At 68.4% G+C, this 16,302-nt stretch carries 14 protein-coding genes; 8 read left to right on the plus strand and 6 right to left on the minus strand.

Annotated elements, in window-relative coordinates; all coding sequences use genetic code 11:
• Window positions 1–8: 8 nt before the first annotated feature.
• Window positions 9–1,250: an FAD-dependent oxidoreductase gene (locus CWS39_RS21705; protein ID WP_102144975.1), complete on the minus strand. Its 1,242-nt coding sequence runs from the start codon at window positions 1,248–1,250 to the stop codon at window positions 9–11.
• Between the two features lie 77 nt (window positions 1,251–1,327).
• Here CWS39_RS21705 and CWS39_RS21710 point away from each other — a divergent pair, with 77 nt between their 5' ends.
• The 4 genes from CWS39_RS21710 to CWS39_RS21725 are packed head-to-tail and all read left to right on the plus strand — an operon-like array spanning window position 1,328 to window position 5,550.
• Complete coding sequence (locus tag CWS39_RS21710; protein WP_142386904.1) at window positions 1,328–1,945, plus strand: TetR/AcrR family transcriptional regulator; 618 nt, start codon at window positions 1,328–1,330, stop codon at window positions 1,943–1,945.
• Window positions 1,946–1,959: 14 nt separating this feature from the next.
• Window positions 1,960–3,237, plus strand: coding sequence for a Na+/H+ antiporter NhaA (gene nhaA, locus CWS39_RS21715; protein WP_102144977.1), 1,278 nt, complete (start codon window positions 1,960–1,962; stop codon window positions 3,235–3,237).
• 28 nt (window positions 3,238–3,265) lie between these two features.
• Window positions 3,266–5,185 (plus strand): 1-deoxy-D-xylulose-5-phosphate synthase, encoded by a 1,920-nt coding sequence (gene dxs / locus CWS39_RS21720; RefSeq protein WP_102144978.1) that lies wholly within the window; start codon window positions 3,266–3,268, stop codon window positions 5,183–5,185.
• Window positions 5,182–5,550 carry a glyoxalase superfamily protein gene (locus tag CWS39_RS21725; RefSeq protein WP_199178247.1) on the plus strand — a complete coding sequence of 123 codons (369 nt, stop codon included), beginning with the start codon at window positions 5,182–5,184 and terminating at the stop codon, window positions 5,548–5,550. The genes dxs and CWS39_RS21725 overlap by 4 nt, the downstream gene beginning before the upstream one ends.
• 21 nt (window positions 5,551–5,571) lie before the next feature.
• On the opposite strand, the gene CWS39_RS21730 is transcribed toward CWS39_RS21725, so the two are convergent.
• Window positions 5,572–6,816, minus strand: coding sequence for an HRDC domain-containing protein (locus CWS39_RS21730; RefSeq protein WP_102144979.1), 1,245 nt, complete (start codon window positions 6,814–6,816; stop codon window positions 5,572–5,574).
• Between the two features lies 1 nt (window position 6,817).
• On the minus strand, window positions 6,818–7,399 hold the full coding sequence (locus CWS39_RS21735) for a DUF3000 domain-containing protein (RefSeq protein WP_102144980.1): 582 nt from the start codon (window positions 7,397–7,399) through the stop codon (window positions 6,818–6,820).
• 78 nt (window positions 7,400–7,477) lie between these two features.
• Here CWS39_RS21735 and hemE point away from each other — a divergent pair, with 78 nt between their 5' ends.
• Genes hemE through CWS39_RS21755 form a run of 4 tightly spaced genes read left to right on the plus strand, consistent with a single transcriptional unit; the run spans window position 7,478 to window position 12,982 of the window.
• On the plus strand, window positions 7,478–8,527 hold the full coding sequence (gene hemE / locus CWS39_RS21740; protein WP_102144981.1) for a uroporphyrinogen decarboxylase: 1,050 nt from the start codon (window positions 7,478–7,480) through the stop codon (window positions 8,525–8,527).
• 5 nt (window positions 8,528–8,532) lie between these two features.
• A complete protein-coding gene (locus CWS39_RS21745; RefSeq protein ID WP_431306166.1) occupies window positions 8,533–9,879 on the plus strand; it encodes a protoporphyrinogen oxidase in 1,347 nt (448 codons plus the stop codon).
• 5 nt (window positions 9,880–9,884) lie between these two features.
• Complete coding sequence (hemQ, locus tag CWS39_RS21750; RefSeq protein WP_102144983.1) at window positions 9,885–10,589, plus strand: hydrogen peroxide-dependent heme synthase; 705 nt, start codon at window positions 9,885–9,887, stop codon at window positions 10,587–10,589.
• 41 nt (window positions 10,590–10,630) lie between these two features.
• Complete coding sequence (locus tag CWS39_RS21755) at window positions 10,631–12,982, plus strand: putative bifunctional diguanylate cyclase/phosphodiesterase (RefSeq protein ID WP_102144984.1); 2,352 nt, start codon at window positions 10,631–10,633, stop codon at window positions 12,980–12,982.
• Here the strand turns inward: CWS39_RS21755 and msrB are convergent.
• The 3 genes from msrB to CWS39_RS21770 are packed head-to-tail and all read right to left on the minus strand — an operon-like array spanning window position 12,937 to window position 16,299.
• Window positions 12,937–13,350 carry a peptide-methionine (R)-S-oxide reductase MsrB gene (gene msrB / locus CWS39_RS21760; RefSeq protein ID WP_102144985.1) on the minus strand — a complete coding sequence of 138 codons (414 nt, stop codon included), beginning with the start codon at window positions 13,348–13,350 and terminating at the stop codon, window positions 12,937–12,939. The genes CWS39_RS21755 and msrB overlap by 46 nt on opposite strands.
• 9 nt (window positions 13,351–13,359) lie before the next feature.
• Complete coding sequence (aftC, locus tag CWS39_RS21765; protein ID WP_102144986.1) at window positions 13,360–14,715, minus strand: arabinofuranan 3-O-arabinosyltransferase; 1,356 nt, start codon at window positions 14,713–14,715, stop codon at window positions 13,360–13,362.
• 21 nt (window positions 14,716–14,736) lie between these two features.
• Window positions 14,737–16,299 carry an alpha/beta hydrolase gene (locus tag CWS39_RS21770; RefSeq protein ID WP_102145009.1) on the minus strand — a complete coding sequence of 521 codons (1,563 nt, stop codon included), beginning with the start codon at window positions 16,297–16,299 and terminating at the stop codon, window positions 14,737–14,739.
• Window positions 16,300–16,302: the final 3 nt, after the last annotated feature.

A 16,302-nucleotide genomic window follows, 5' to 3' on the forward strand; every position in this document is an offset into this window, starting at 1 on the left:
ATCCGAAGTTACTCCGTCACGGCCCCCGCCACAAGTGATTTCGCGATGGCGTCGGGGTCAAGCTGCTCGCGCAGCAGCCGGCGGATGGGGCCGATCGCCGTCTCGACGCTGACGAAACGCATGGCAACCTCGCGCAGCACCGCGAGCGTCCGGCTGCGGTGGAACATCAGGTTGGCCAGTTGACGGGAATTGTCCTGAGCTGTTTGTACGCGGGGCCGCTGCGCTCGTTCGTACGCGCCGAGCAGACGGGCCAGCACGCGGCGATCGGCGTGCCGTAGCACACCGGCCAGAATCCAGGCCGATTCCATCGCCATGCCCGCGCCGATCCCGGCGGTCGGCAGGAAGCCGGCCGCGGCGTCGCCGAGCAGCACGGTGCGGCCTGTCGTCCATTGCGGCGCACGACAGTCCGTCAGTGCCCAGTAGTACGGGTCCGGATCGGTGGCGACCGCGTCCAGCGCCCTGTCGATACGCGGGTCGACGACCTTGAGCGCCTTGCGAAATCGCTCGGCGAAGGCGGGGGCACCGGCGGCGGTATCCGAACGGGGACCGCCCAGAAACACCCCGATCCCGCCGGCGACCGGATACAGCCCGACGAAATTGCCTGCGCCCCAAAGCTCTTCGCCGGTATCAAGCTTGTCATCCGCGGGCGCCCAGGCCACCCAGCCGCCCCATTCGGTGTCGACCACCTCGACGGGAGCGCCGCCGAGCACCAATTCACGTGTGTCGGAGTGGATGCCGTCGGCGACGATGACGAGGTCGAACTCGAGCTCGTGCGCGACGCCGGCCTCCGACACGCACACCCGTACCGCCTCAGGGGTTTCCGTGAGCGCAGTGACGGTGGAGCCGAAGCTGACCGTGCATCCGTCGCCAGTGAGGACGTCGATTAGCGCGCCGCGCGAGATGCCCCGGTAGTCGCCGTTGCGGCTGAGGATCTGCCCGATCGGGTCGACGCGCATCAGCCTGCCGGTGTGCGAGCGCATGCCGTAGTGCTCGAACTGCACGCTGGCCGCGCGGTAGCGGTCTCGCAGTCCCAGATCGTCCAGCGCGGGCTCGGCCATCGGCATCAGTGCGAGCATGTAGCCGGGATGTGAACCGTCGTCCGCGCGTTCGATGAGGACGGGATGACGACCGTCGTTGCGGAGCAGCTGCGCGACCGTGATGCCCGCGATTCCCGCGCCGACCACCAATATCCGCAGATCGTCCGGAGCGGCCTGTTCATACTGCTTTTCGACGGGGGTCGGGGTAAACATATTTCTCCATTCCGGCGATCTCAGACACCACGCTACCATTGTGTGGACCGGACGGTCCACTCTGGTATTCTGGGGCAGTGTCACCAGCACGCATCGGTCGCATGCCCGTCGACCGCCGGCACCAGCTTGTCGCCGTCGCCGCAGCGGAATTCGCGTCGTCGGGATACCAAGAGGCGTCGCTGAACCGCATCATCCGCGACTGCGGGATGAGTAAGAGTTCGTTCTACTATTTCGTGCCCTCGAAAGAAGAACTATTCACCTTCGTCGTGCAGGAACTAATTGACGAAGTGGGCACCGAATTGCGCGTTCCGGAACCCGATGAATTCGCGGGTCCGGAGTTTTGGTCGCGGCTCGAAGCGTATTTTTCCGGCTTGGTGCGTCTCGCCGAGCGGCGGGAGTCGTTCTTGACTCTGGGTCGCATGTTCTACAGCGGCGCACCCGACGAGGCGAAGGGCACCGTCGGCGGGGCGCTCGCCGCGGTGCGCGACTGGGTGGAGCAGGTGCTGCGGGTGGGCCGTCGCTGCGGTGCGGTGCGAGACGATTTGCCAGATGCGTTGCAGTACAACCTCGTAACGGGTGTGCTTCAGATCTTCGACGAGTGGACGGTACGCCATTACGACGAGTTCACGCCGGACCAACTCCGCGCCCTCGGCGATGCACAGTTCGCCAGCATCCGCCGGCTCCTAGCGCCCTAACTAAGATTTGGCCAATGGCCACCAATCGACGGTTGTTCACCCGTAGCTCTTGGCCGGAAACCAAGCGCCTCACCGAGATCCTGCGCGAGGAGACCGTCGGCGGGGTGCTGCTGCTGATCGCCGCGGGCGTGGCACTGGTGTGGGCCAACTCTCCGTGGTCGTCCACCTACCGCCAGATGTCGGAGTTCGAGATCGGCCCGGACTGGTTCCACCTGCAGCTCAGCGCGTCGGCGTGGGCGGCCGACGGGCTGCTGGCGATCTTCTTCTTCGTCGTCGGCCTGGAACTCAAACGGGAGTTCGTCGCCGGCGACCTGCGAGACCCGGCCCGTGCGGCCTTGCCCATCGCGGCGGCCGTGGGCGGCATGATCGTCCCGGCGGCGATTTTCATCGGCATCACGGTGGCCGCCGGCCAGCCCGAGAACATCGACGGCTGGGCGGTGCCGATCGCCACCGACATCGCGTTCGCGTTGGCCGTCCTCGCGGTGCTGTCCACTCACCTGCCGACGGCGTTGCGCACCTTTCTGCTCACCCTTGCGGTCGTCGACGACCTGCTGGCCATCACCGTCATCGCCGTCTTCTACACCGACCACCTCCAGATCGGGCCGCTGGCGCTGGCGCTGATCCCCGGCGGCCTGTTCGCGCTGGCCGTCCAGCGCGGCCTGCACCGCTGGTGGCTGCTGGTGCCGCTGGCCGCGGCCACCTGGGCGCTGGTTCATGCCAGCGGTGTGCACGCGACCGTGGCCGGCGTGCTGTTGGGCTTCACCGTGCCGGTGCTCGGGCGACACGCCGCCGCGGAGGAGTTCGAGCACCAGCTGCGTCCGCTTTCGGCGGGTCTGGCCGTCCCGATATTCGCGTTCTTCGCCGCCGGAGTGACGGTCGGCGGCTGGTCCGGGCTCGGCGACTCGCTGCTTCACCCGGTGACCGTCGGCGTGATCGCCGGCCTGGTCGTCGGCAAACCCCTCGGGGTGTGGCTGACGGCGTTTCTGCTGGCCAAGTTCACCCACGCCAGCCTCGACGACGACCTGGCCTGGCGGGACGTCGCAGGCGTCGCGCTGCTGGCCGGTATCGGCTTCACGGTGTCGCTGCTGATCGGCGAACTGGCGTTTGGCTACGGAACACCGGAGAACGCCGACGTGAAAATCGGGGTGCTGTGCGGATCGGTGGTCGCAGGTGTGCTGGCCGCCCTGGTGTTGGTGACCCGCAATGCGGCGTACCGCCGCATCGAGGCGCTGGAGACCGCTGATGACGACCACGACGGTGTGCCGGACATCTATCAGGCTCAACAAGACTGACGGTGGCGTGCCTGCGTACACTGGCGGAATGCTTGAACAGATCCGCGGTCCCGCTGATCTGCAGCACCTATCCCAGTCGCAGCTGAGCGACCTGGCGGCCGAGATCCGCCAGTTTCTGATCCACAAGGTCGCTGCAACGGGTGGGCATCTCGGCCCGAATCTCGGCGTCGTCGAGCTGACGCTGGCGCTGCACCGGGTATTTGATTCGCCGCACGACCCGATCATCTTCGACACCGGGCATCAGGCCTACGTGCACAAGATGCTGACGGGCCGCAGCAACGAATTCGACACGTTGCGCAAAAAGGACGGCCTGTCCGGCTACCCGTCGCGCAGCGAGAGCGAACACGACTGGGTGGAATCCAGCCACGCCAGCTCCGCGCTGTCCTACGCCGACGGCCTGGCGAAGGCCTTCGAACTGTCCGGGCACCGCAACCGCCACGTGGTCGCCGTCGTCGGGGACGGCGCGCTGACCGGTGGCATGTGCTGGGAGGCGCTGAACAACATCGCCGCCGCCCGCCGCCCCGTCGTGATCGTCGTCAACGACAACGGCCGCAGCTACGCGCCGACCATCGGCGGGTTCGCCGACCATCTGGCCGCGCTGCGGCTGCAACCCGGCTACGAGAAGCTGTTGGAGGGCGGCCGCAAGGCGGTGCGGGGTGTGCCGGTGATCGGTGAGCTGTGCTACCAGTGCATGCACAGCATCAAGGCCGGCATCAAGGACGCTTTGGCCCCGCAGGTGATGTTCACCGACCTGGGCATCAAGTACGTCGGACCCATCGACGGGCATGACGAGCACGCGGTGGAGAACGCGCTGCGGCATGCGCGCGGCTTCAACGCGCCGGTGATCGTGCACGTCGTCACCCGCAAAGGCATGGGCTACCCGCCCGCGGAGAACGACGAGGCCGAGCAGATGCACGCCTGCGGCGTCATCGATCCGGAGACCGGGCTGGCCACCAAGGTGTCGGCACCAGGTTGGACGTCGGCGTTCTCCGAGGCATTGATCGGCTACGGCGCCAAGCGGCGCGACATCGTCGCCATCACCGCCGCGATGCCGGGCCCGACCGGGCTGTCCGCGTTCCGGGAGCGCTTCCCGGACCGCTTCTTCGATGTCGGCATCGCCGAACAGCATGCGATGACATCGGCCGCGGGTCTGGCGATGGGCGGTATGCACCCGGTGGTGGCCATCTACTCGACGTTCCTCAACCGCGCATTCGACCAGATCATGATGGACGTCGCGCTGCACCAGCTTCCGGTGACGATCGTGCTGGACCGCTCCGGGGTCACCGGGCCCGACGGCGCCAGCCACAACGGCATGTGGGACATGTCGATGCTCGGCATCGTGCCGGGCATGCGGGTCGCCGCGCCGCGGGACGCCACCCGGTTGCGCGAGGAACTCGGCGAGGCGCTCGACGTCAACGACGGGCCCACCGCGATCCGGTTCCCCAAAGGCGATGTGGGCGAAGATATTCCGGCGCTCGAGCGGCGTGATGGCGTCGACGTGCTGGCGGTGCCGACGACAGGCCTCAACCACGACGTGCTGCTGGTCGCGGTCGGCCCGTTCGCCTCGATGGCGCTGGCCGTCGCCGAACGACTGCGTAACCAGGGCATCGGCGTCACGGTCGTGGATCCGCGGTGGGTGCTGCCGGTGCCCGCCGCCGTCAATGAGCTGGCCACCGCGCACAAGCTGGTGGTGACGCTGGAGGACAACGGCGTGTCCGGCGGCGTCGGCTCGGCGGTGTCGGCGGCTTTACGCCGGGCCGAGATCGATGTGCCGTGCCGCGACGTCGGGTTGCCGCAACAATTCTTCGCGCACGCGTCGCGCAGCGAGGTGCTCGCCGAAGTCGGGCTGACCGACCAGAACATCGCGCGTCAGATCACCGGCTGGGTGGCCGCGATCGGAACGCCGGTCAGCGAGGAGTCCGAGGTCAGCGAGCACCTCGACCGGTGAGCATTCGCGTCGGGCCGCCCGTGCCGATCCTGCGGATCTTCGACGTCGATCGCGCGCTCGAGTTCTACTGCGGTTACCTCGGTTTCCGCCAGGACTGGGAACATCGCTTCGAGCCTGGTCTGCCGGCCTACATCCAGGTCAGCCGTTCGGAGTTGGTGCTCCACCTGTCGGAGCACTACGGCGACGGCAGCCCCAACACCGCGCTGTGGATTCCGGTCAGCGATGTCGAGGCGTTGCACCGTGAGCTGATCGATCAGCAGCACGGGTATTCGCGGCCCGGCATCGATCCCGACGCGCCTGGCGGGCCCACGATGTGCGTGATCGATCCGTTCGGCAACACGCTGCGGTTCTGCCAGAAGGGCTAACCGCCGTCTCTGCGATGCCGGCTAATCGCCTGCCGCCCGCAATGCCGCCGCCAGCACCGGCACGACGAGCTCACGCTGCCACGGCCTGGCCTCAGCCTCACGCAGGTACTCGTCGACCGCCGCCTCGACGTCGGCGACCGGCTGCCAGTCCCAACACAGCCGTTTCACCGCATCCGGCGCGATGAGGTTCTCCGTCGGCACCGAGACCCGTTCGGACAGTTCGGCCAACCCGGCGCGCGCGGCCTCCAGTCGCGCCGCCGCTTCGGGTTTGCGCTTGGCCCACCGCGACGGCGGCGGCGGGCCGTTTGTCGGCTCCTGCGCATCGGGCGGTTCCACCTCGCGCGCCTTGGCCAGCGCCTCGAGCCACACCTCGGCCTGACGCCGCTGCTTCGACCCGCCGAAGATCGGCAACGCAGTCAGCTCTTCGACCGTCTTGGGGTCGACGGTCGCGGCGTTGATGATCGCAGCGTCGGGCAGGATGCGCCCGGGCGCGATATCGCGACGGCGGGCGATGTGGTCGCGCGTGATCCACAGCTCGCGCACCGCCGCCAGGGCTCGCGGATCACGCACCTTGTGGATTCCCGACGTGCGTCGCCACCGGTCCCGCCGCGTCGGGGCGGCTACATACTTTCGCAGATACTCGAACTCTTGGGCCGCCCACTCCGTTTTGCCCTGCTTCTCGAGCACCGCCGCGATCGCCGACCGCAGTTCCAGCAGCACCTCGACATCCAGGGCCGCGTAGTTCAGCCATTCCGCGGGCAACGGCCGCTTCGACCAGTCCGCCGCGCCGTGGCCCTTCATCAGCGCAAACCCGAGTAGCTCCTGCACCATCGTGGCCAGGTTCACCCGCGCAAACCCGGCCAACCGGCCGGCGAGCTCGGTGTCGTAGAGCTTCGGAGGCGTCATCCCCAGCTCGGCCAGACACGGCATGTCCTGGTCGGCCGCGTGCAGCACCCACTCGTCGGTGGCCAGCACCTCGGCGACCGGCGCCAGCGCGTCGATGGGGGAGCCGCCATGGTTGACCGGGTCGATCAGCACGGTGCCCGCGCCGGCCCGGCGGATCTGCACCAGATAGGCCCGATTGGAGTAACGGAAACCCGACGCCCGCTCGGCATCGATCGCGAAGGTGCCATGGCCGGTCGCCAAAAGCCTTGCCGCATCGGCGATTTCGTCAGCAGTCACCGACAGCTCTGGCACCCCGTCGGTCGGCGCCAGCAGCGGGGTGGCCTCGGGTTCGGTGGTGTCGTCGGTTGTCGTCTCGGTCATCTCAAGCGCGGGTGCGGGAGCTCAGATCGGTCACCCCGGCCGGAGGCAGGCCCGCGGCGTGCTCCAGCACGTCACAAAACGCCTGCACGTGCGGTCCCAGCTCCAACGATGTCGCCGTCCACGATGCCCGCAGCTCCAGTTGGTGGGCGCGCGGCGGGCCGGAGATGTCGCCGTAGCGCACCGAGGTGGTGGCGGTGATGGTGCCGCCCAGCGCGGTGACGTGTTCGGCACGCGACTCCAACGCCTCCACCAGCCAGCTCCAGGCCACTTCCGGCAGCAGCGGGTCGACGGCCTCGCTCGGGTCGAGATCGGCCTGGATGTAGGCGACCAATCGCATGGTGCCGTCCCACGCCTCGGCGCCGTCGGGGTCGTGCAGCAGGATCAACCGCCCGAAGGCGTCGCCCTCCGACGTCTCCGGAACGACCGCGGTATCGGGATGTCGGACCTCCGCGCCGAGCGCGTAGCTGTAAGGCGCCAGCCGCTGCGGCGGCCGGATCGGGCCAAGTTCGATTTCCGGCCGCACGGTGGTGGCGTTCATCGCTGCCACCGCGGCTTGGAACTGGGCCGGTTCGGCGGAGGTCACGCCGTTTGACGCTAGACCATCTCGGCGGCCGAATGCGCAGGCGCGCCGAATTAAGATCGCGTGGCAGCATAGAGCCCGATGAATACCCGCCGTGAGCTGCCCGAGTCGCCCTATTTGGCTGCCGCCGGCGGCCGCAAACCCCATCACATACCGGTGTGGTTCATGCGGCAAGCCGGTCGCTCGCTGCCCGAGTACCGGGCGCTGCGCGCGCAGCACCGGATGCTTGAAGCCTGCTTCGATCCGGAACTCGTTTGCGAGATCACCCTGCAGCCGGTGCGCCGGCACGGGGTTGACGCCGCGATCCTGTTCTCCGACATCGTGGTGCCGCTGAAGGCTTCGGGCATCGAGCTGGACATCGTGGCTGACGTCGGTCCCGTAATGGAACATCCCGTGCGCACCATCGACGACGTACGTGCCATGAAACCGCTTGAGCCCGAACAAGTCTCACCGATCGCCGAGGCGGTGTCGCTATTGGTGTCGGAGCTTGGCGACGTGCCGCTGATCGGCTTCGCCGGCGCCCCGTTCACGCTGGCGTCCTACCTCGTCGAGGGCGGTCCGAGCCGTCACCACGAGCACACCAAGGCGATGATGCTGGGCGAGCCGGACACCTGGCACGCACTGATGACGGCGCTGACGGATCTGACGATCACGTTCCTGCAGGCGCAGGTGCAGGCCGGTGTCGACGCCGTCCAGGTGTTCGATTCATGGGCGGGCACGCTGTCGCTGGCCGACTACCGCAGCCACGTGCTGCCGCACAGCGCTCGGGTGTTCGAGACGCTGGCCGCCGCCGATGTGCCGATGACCCATTTCGGCGTCGGCACCGCCGAACTGCTGGGCGCGATGTCAGAAGCCGGTGCCTCGGTGGTGGGGGTGGACTGGCGCACCTCGCTGACGGATGCCGCCGCGCGCGTCAAACCCGGTACCGCCCTGCAGGGCAACCTCGACCCCGTGGTATTGCTGGCGGGCTGGCCGGTGGTGGAGCGCGCCGTGCGCGCCGTCGTCGAGGACGGCCGGCGTGCGGTCGACGCCGGCGCGGCCGGTCACGTGTTCAACCTCGGACACGGTGTATTGCCCGCCACCGACCCCGGCGTGATCACCGACGTCGTGTCGCTGGTGCACTCGCTGTGACGGCCATGTATTGCATTGTCGGCGGCGGAATTTCGGGCCTCGTCGCCGCATACCGGCTGCGCGTCGCGGCCGGGCCCGGCGCGGTGATCACGGTGTTCGACCCGGCCGACCGTCTCGGCGGGGTGCTCCGCACCGAGCGCATCGGCGGCCAACCGCTCGACGTCGGCGCGGAGGCGTTCGTCGCCCGTCGGCCCGAAGTCCCGGCGTTGTTGGCCGAGCTGGGGCTGGCCGCCAGGCAGATCGGCACGACGGGCGCGCGGCCGCTGATCTACAGCGGCGGACGGCTGCACCCGATGCCGGACGGCACCCTGCAGGGCATACCCGCGCATGCCTCGTCGCTGAGAGGTCTGGTCGACGACGCCACCATCGCCCGCATCGCCGACGAACCCACCCGCCCGTTCACCTGGCGACCGGGCGCCGACCCGAGCGTCGCCGACCTCGTGGGTGACCGGTTCGGCGACCAGGTGGTGACCCGCTCGGTCGACCCTTTGCTGGCCGGCGTGTATGCCGGATCCGCCGCGACCATCGGGCTGCGCTCGGCCGTGCCGACGCTGGCCACGGCGCTGGACCGCGGCATGGCAAGCCTGACCGACGCGGTGCGCGAGGCGCTCCCGCCGCCGGTGACCGGATCGGTGTTCGGTGCGATCGACGGCGGCTACAGGGTGCTGGTCGACGAGCTCGTGCGGTGTGCAGATGTGCGGTGGGCGCAGGTGGCCGTCGAGCGGATCGACCGCGCGACGCGCGGCTGGGAGGTCGTCGACGACGAGGGCACCCGCTGGCCCGCCGACGCGGTGGTGCTGGCCGTGCCTGCGCCGCGACTGGCCCGACTGATCGAACACCTCGCCCCGCGCACGGCGGCAGCGGCGCGGCGCATAGCGGTCGCGTCCACGGCGTTGGTGGCGCTGGCCCTGCCCGGGGGCACCCCGCTGCCGCAACAGTCCGGGGTGCTGGTGGCCACGGGAGAACGCCTGCGCGCCAAGGCGATAACGCTGTCGTCACGCAAATGGGGACAACGCGGCAATGTGGAGCTGGTGCGGCTCTCGTACGGCCGCTTCGGCGACAACCTCGCTGCCAACACCGGCGACGACGATCTGCTGGACTGGGCGACGCAGGACCTCGCCGACGTGTTCGGCATCCGCGTCGACCCGGTGGACTGCCACGTCCAGCGCTGGATCGACGCGATGCCGCAGTACGGCCCGGGCCACGGCGAGCTGATCGCCGAGCTGCGGGCGGGCCTGCCGGCCACGCTGGCGGTGGCGGGCGGATACCTCGACGGTATCGGCGTGCCGGCGTGTGTGGCGGCGGCCACCAGGGCGGCGGCGTCGCTGGCCCTGACCCGCGTGGCACGATAGAAGCCATGGCCAAGCTGGATTTCGACGAACTCAACGCCACCATCAGATACCTGATGTTCTCGGTGTTCGCGGTGCGCCCCGGCGCGTTGGGCGCCGATGAACAGGCCCGCGCCGCGGTCGTCGACGAGACCGCCACCTTCCTCAAACAGCAGGAAGAACGCGGCGTGGTGGTGCGCGGCCTCTACGACGTCGCGGGGCTGCGCGCCGACGCCGACTTCATGATGTGGACGCACGCCGAAACCGTGGAAGCCCTGCAGGCCACCTACTCCGACTTCCGGCGCACCACCACACTCGGGCGCGCCAGCACGCCGGTGTGGAGCAATGTGGCGTTGCACCGGCCGGCCGAATTCAACAAGAGCCACATCCCGGCGTTCCTGGCCGGTGAGCAGCCGGGCAACTACATCTGCGTGTATCCGTTCGTGCGGTCCCTCGACTGGTATTTGCTGCCCGACGACGAGCGGCGGCGGATGCTCGCAGAACACGGCATGGCCGCCCGCGGCTACAAGGATGTGCGGGCCAACACCGTGCCCGCGTTCGCGCTGGGGGACTACGAGTGGATCCTGGCGTTCGAGGCCCCCGAACTGCATCGCATCGTCGATCTGATGCGCGACCTGCGCGCCACCGACGCTCGCCGGCACGTGCGCGAGGAAACCCCCTTCTTCACCGGGCCGCGCGTCGGCGTCGAGGAATTGGTGGCCAAACTGCCCTGAGGCACCTCCGCTGGCCCGGCAATGTTGCTAGCCTCTGAGCGGTGCCGAAGGTCGCATGGGTCGGGGGAGTCGCCACAGGCATAGCGATCGTGTACGCCGCAGGGCTGATCGGCGGCTGGGGCGGTACGGGGTCCACGCGTGTGGTGGGGGATCTCGGGCTGCTCGGGTTCGCGTTATTCGCCGCGGTGTGTGCGGGACTGGCCACGCGGTCGGCGTCGGGGCGACAGCGCAGCGCGTGGATGTTCCTGACCATCGGAGTGCTCGGATGGGCTGTCCGCCAAGCGATCTGGTCGTACTACCACCAGGCGCTCGGGATGGAGCAGCCCCCGTTTCCGGCGGTCTCAGAAATCGCGTATCTGCTCTTCCCCGTCGGCGCGTGCCTGGCGCTGGTCTTGTTGCCCGCCGGGTATGCGGGCCAGTCCCGGATCCGGATGGTGCTCGACGGGCTGATCGTCGCCGGCGCGCTGTTCGTGGTGTTCTGGGCGGTTGTGCTGCACAGCGCCTACACCGCGGGCGACGCCGACGGTTTCGCGGTCGCGGTCTCGCTGATCTACCCCGTGTCCGACATCGTGGTGTTGACGGTCGCGCTGTCGGTGCTGGCCCGCGCCAGGGCCGGACAACGGTTCACGTTGATGCTGTTGACAGCGGGAATCGTGTTGAAAGCGTTGTCGGACAGCGCGTTTGCCTATCTGATCATCAGCGGAGCCGACAGCAAGGGTGACATCATCGACGCCGGCTGGGCTGCGGCATTGCTGATGCTCAGCCTGGCGGCGCTGCTCAGTCTGGCGGCCCCGGACGCAGAGGAGCACAAGCCGCGGCTGCCGTCGCGGGCGTCGACGTGGTTGCCGTACCTGCCGCTGCTGGCGGCCGCCGTGGTGTGTGCGCCCAAGTATCTGTTCATGTCGGGTGTGGGGCCGGTGTTCGCATCGGCGCTGTTGCTGATGGCCGCGGTGCTGGCGCGTCAGTTCGTGGTGGTCCGCGAGAATCGGCTGCTGCTGGAGACGGTCGCCGATCAGGCGCTGCGCGACCCGCTGACCGGCCTTGCCAACCGCGAGCTCTTCCGCGACCACCTCACGCACGCGATGCAGTTGCGGCAACGGGATAACCGGTCGGTGGCCGTGCTGGTGCTAGATCTCGACGAATTCAAACTCGTCAACGACAGCCTGGGGCATCCCGCCGGTGATGCGCTGCTCACTTTGGTGGCCGAACGAATCCTGGGCTGCGTGCGGCCCGGCGATACGGTCGCGCGGCTGGGCGGTGACGAGTTCGCGGTCCTCTTGGAAGGCAGGGTGGAGCAATCCCGCCGGGTCGCGCATCGGGTGATGCGGGCCTTCGACGCGCCGTTCCTCATCGAGGGCCACGATTTGTTGATGCGGCCCAGCGTCGGACTGGCGGTGGCCTCGGCCGACGACACCGAGATCTCCGCCGACGCGCTGCTGAAACAGGCTGACGTGGCCATGTATTCGGCCAAACGCTCGCGGGCCGGCGGGGTGCACACCTTCAGCCCGGACATGTACCTGACCGACGCCATCGATCCGGCGCGGGAGGGCGACGAGAACGGCGGACCCCACGGCGCCGGCATGGTCCGGCTGCTGGGCCAGCTGCGTCACGCGATCGACCATGTCGGTCTGAGCCTGGTCTATCAGCCCAAGATCGATCTGCGTGACGACGCGATCGTCGGCGTCGAGGCACTGGTGCGGTGGCCGCATCCCGAGCGCGGGCTGCTGGGCCCGGAGCACTTTTTGCCGCTGGTGCGCCAGTACGGCCTGATGCGCTCGGTCACCGAGATCGTGCTCTCTCAGGCGCTTGACGACGCCGCCCGCTGGCGCCTGCACGGTGTCGAGGTGCCCGTGGCCGTCAATGTGTTCGCGCCGTCGCTCGGCGACCTGAAACTGCCGATGCTCATCGAGCACGAACTGGCATTGCGCAGGCTGCGACCCGACACCCTGACCGTCGAGATCACCGAGGACCTTCTGCTCGACGATGTGGACCGCACCCGCACGGTGTTGGACCGGTTGCGGCAAAACGGGATTCGAGTCGCGATCGACTATTTCGGCAGCGGCTACTCGGCGCTGCAGTACCTGCGCGATCTGTCTATCGACGAGGTCAAGTTGGACCGCGAATTCATCACCCCGATACTTGTCGACCGGCGAGCCGCGGTGATCGTCGGCGCCGTCATCGGGCTGGCCCAGGAACTCGGCCTGACCACTGTCGCCGAGGGCGTCGAAAGCGCCGCCATCGCGGCCAGACTGCGCGAGTACGGCTGCGATGTGGCCCAGGGGTATTACTACAGCCCGCCGCTGGCCGCTTCCGACATGCTCGCGCTGCTGCTGTCAGCGCGGACGCCTCAGGACGAAGGCACCAGCCGCAGCGAGATCGAGTTGATGCAGTAGCGCTGGTCGGTCGGCGTCGGATAGCCCTCACCCTCGAACACGTGGCCGAGATGGCTGTGGCAGCTCGCACACAACACCTCGACGCGACGCATTCCCAGCGAGTCATCAGGCCGCAGTATCACCGCATCGGAGCTGGCCGGATCGAAGAATGACGGCCAGCCGCAATGCGATTCGAACTTCTCGCTGCTGCGGAACAACTCGGCGCCGCAGGCCCGGCACTGGTAGACGCCTTCGGTCTTGGTGTCGGTGTACTCACCGGTGAACGGCCGCTCGGTGCCGGCGCGCCGCAGCACCGCGAACTCCTCGGGGGTGAGCTTCCGACGCCACTCGTCGTCGGTCAGCTGCACTTTTGGGGCTGGCGAAGTCATGGTTCCACGCTACCGGGCGTTGAGATTGCCGTCAGGGCTGTTATCGCCGCCGGATCCCGACCCTGCGCGCGATCTCACCGGCTCGTCGGGCTTCTCCGGCGTCATCCACGGCGGGTCGATGCCCTCGTCCAGCCGGCCCTCGGCTTTGGCGTCCAGATAGCGGAAGTACAAGGCGCAGAACACCACCACGATCATCAGCGACCAGCCGTAGGTGATCTTCGCGTATTCCAGGAAGCGGCCGGTCGTCGGCCAGTGACCCAGCAGCCAGCGGTCCATCGTCATGAACCCGTACACCGCCAGCCACGCCACCCAGCTGCGGATCACCGAGTTCGGAAGCACCACCGTCATCAGGAACGGGAACAGCATCATCGAGTAGTAGCCCTGGCCCAGCGACAGCACCAGCCACGACGCGATCAGCAGCACACCCGAGGACGTCAGCATCCAGAACATGGGGTCACGCTGGCGGTAGTAGCGGTACAGCAGCCACAGGCTGATCGCCGCCAGCACCGCAAAGGTGATGCGCAGCAACATGATCAACCACATTGGCAGGCCGTAGTAGACGCCGTTGCCCAGGATCGAGCTGTTGAAGTAGTCGCGGGTGGAGAAGATGTAGGGCAGCGTGCGGGTGACGAAGTTCATCGGGTCGCTGATCAGCGGCCACGCCGCGGCGTTGAACGCCACCGGCACCACGAACGCCGTTACCAGACACCGCCATTGCCGGTTCAGCAGCGGCAGCAACAGCAGCGGCGCCAGCAACGGTTTGACCACCAGCGTCAGCCCGATCGCCACTCCGGCCCACCATTGGCGGTTGGTCCTCCCGTCCAACAGCCAGGTGAAGAACAGCACCTCCAGCAGCAGGATGACGCCGTTGATGTTGCCGAAAACCAGTGTGTTGGTGACGTTTTCGGTGCAGAACATGGCCAGCAGCAGCGCGGGCGCCGCGACCGAGGCCAGCGAGAACTTGAACAGCCGCAGCAGGAAATAGGCGGCCAGCACGATGGCCAGCGTGTTGAAGAAGATGAACCAGTACCGCGACGCGTCGACGGGCAGGTACCCGAACGGCGCCATGATCAGCGTGCCGCCCGGTGGGTACAGGTAGTGCGGGTCGACGTGGTTGAAGTGCTCGTTGTAGATGTCCCAGCCCATCTTGAAATTGACGACGGCGCGGTAGACGGGCGCGAAGTCGTCGGTGATGTAGCCGTTGGTGGCCAAGACATAACTGCGATGGATCACCGACAGGATCGCGAACGGCCACAAGATTGACCGCAGCACGGTCGCGGTGCTTGGAGGTGAAGTGCGGGGCCGGAATGCGTTGAGCAGGCCGCTGCGAATCGAATCTGTCGACAGCACGAGCGAACGGTACACCGAGCCCGTCGGCGCAGGCCGTCAGGCTGGGCAGAACGTGTCGGTGTCGGGCGGCTCGCCGCTGTCGAGGTAGCCGATCACCGGCGGCAGCGCGCACGGCGAGTAGATGGCGGCGCCGTGGCCGATGCCCTGCCACATCACCCGCTTGCTGGCGGTGCCGGCGTTGATCACCGTCGCGGCCACGGCCGCCACGCCCTCGTTGCCGACGATCGGGTTGTTCTGCACCCCGAGCAGCAGCACCGGGATCTTCAGGTTCTTCGGCTCCTCGGGGGCCGATCCACTGGGCCAGTTCAGGCACTTCACCAGGTCGAGGGCACCGACCGCGCCGAATTGCGGGTAGAGCTTGCCCCAGGCGACGACGAGCTCACGCACCCGGTCCGGGGTCGGGCGGTTCAACGCGTCGCTGCAGCCGTTGACGAACTGGCCGTCGGTCTGGCGCAGCGTCTCGGCCTGGGTGATCAGGTTGGTCATCTGGTTGGCGTCGCCGGCGTTGGCCGCGGCCACCGCCGATGCCAGCGCATTGGTCGCGGCGACGCGGTCGCCGCGCGGGTACCCCAGCGCGGTGGAGATGGCCTTGGCGACGGTGGCCACCGACGCGCCGCCGGGCCCGTTGCCGTTGCGCGCCGCGGTGAGCAGCGCATCCACGGCGCCCTTCGGGTCGGGCGCGATCGGGCAGTTCGTGGCGATGCACTGCGCGGCGAACGCGTCCAGCGCCGCCTGTTCGCCCTTCACCCGCTGCTCGGTCGCGGCCTCGGCGCTGATACCCAGCGGCAGCGGCGAGTCGAGCACCAGCCGCGCCACCTTGTTCGGGTGCGCGCCGGCGTACGCCAGCGCCACCTGCGCGCCGTTGCCGATGCCCAGCAGCGCCAGATGCGGCACGTCCCAGGTGCTGCGCAGCCGCTCGAGGTCCGCGGCGGCATGGGAGTTGTCGTAGGCGGAATCGCCGGGCGCGATGGTGTCGGTGCAACTCGTCGTGGCGGTCATCGTGATGTCGCCGAGGCGGGCCACCGGATCGTCGCCGGGCTGGAACTGCGCCTGGTCCAACATCTCTTGGCGGTCGAACAGGTCGCGGCAGTCCAACGCGCCGGACATGCCGATGCCGCGGCGGTCGACCGCCACGATGGGATGTTTGTTCAGTACGTCGGCGCCGGTACGCGACAGCCACACCGGCAGCTGCACCGACGTCGGCAGATCCGACCCGGTGGTCATGACCAGCGGCCCGGCGTCGGCCGGGGTCTGCACCGACCTGGCCCGCACCACGCCGATGCTGACGGTTCCGGTGGCGCCGCTGATCGGGTCGAGGTCGGCGTCGTAGGACGCGCAGTCCAACGTCACGCCGGGAAGCGGTTCGATGGCGGCGTCGCTGAACAGCCGGGCGGTGCAGTTCTGCCAGGACAGGTCGTTCTTGGGCGCCTCGATGGGCGGCGGACCGGTCTGCTCCTGAGTCGTCTCGGGCTGGCCCTGCGGACCCGCGCCGGAGTCGGTGGCGTAGCGGGGGTTGGCGGCCAGGCCGGGGGAGCAGCCGGCCAGCAACACCGACAGCACCACGGGCAGGCTCAGGGCCCCGACCAGCTGACGACGCATGGT

Origin of the sequence: Mycobacterium hubeiense, assembly GCF_002838065.1 — a bacterium.
Taxonomy (GTDB): domain Bacteria; phylum Actinomycetota; class Actinomycetes; order Mycobacteriales; family Mycobacteriaceae; genus Mycobacterium; species Mycobacterium hubeiense.

Coding starts and splice junctions, on each gene's coding strand:
- CWS39_RS21705 (WP_102144975.1), bottom strand. CDS start 1,250: ATGTTTACCCCGACCCCCGTCGAAAAGCAGTATGAACAGGCCGCTCCG.
- nhaA (WP_102144977.1), top strand. CDS start 1,960: ATGGCCACCAATCGACGGTTGTTCACCCGTAGCTCTTGGCCGGAAACC.
- dxs (WP_102144978.1), top strand. CDS start 3,266: ATGCTTGAACAGATCCGCGGTCCCGCTGATCTGCAGCACCTATCCCAG.
- CWS39_RS21730 (WP_102144979.1), bottom strand. CDS start 6,816: ATGACCGAGACGACAACCGACGACACCACCGAACCCGAGGCCACCCCG.
- hemE (WP_102144981.1), top strand. CDS start 7,478: ATGAATACCCGCCGTGAGCTGCCCGAGTCGCCCTATTTGGCTGCCGCC.
- CWS39_RS21745 (WP_431306166.1), top strand. CDS start 8,533: ATGTATTGCATTGTCGGCGGCGGAATTTCGGGCCTCGTCGCCGCATAC.
- hemQ (WP_102144983.1), top strand. CDS start 9,885: ATGGCCAAGCTGGATTTCGACGAACTCAACGCCACCATCAGATACCTG.
- msrB (WP_102144985.1), bottom strand. CDS start 13,350: ATGACTTCGCCAGCCCCAAAAGTGCAGCTGACCGACGACGAGTGGCGT.
- CWS39_RS21770 (WP_102145009.1), bottom strand. CDS start 16,299: ATGCGTCGTCAGCTGGTCGGGGCCCTGAGCCTGCCCGTGGTGCTGTCG.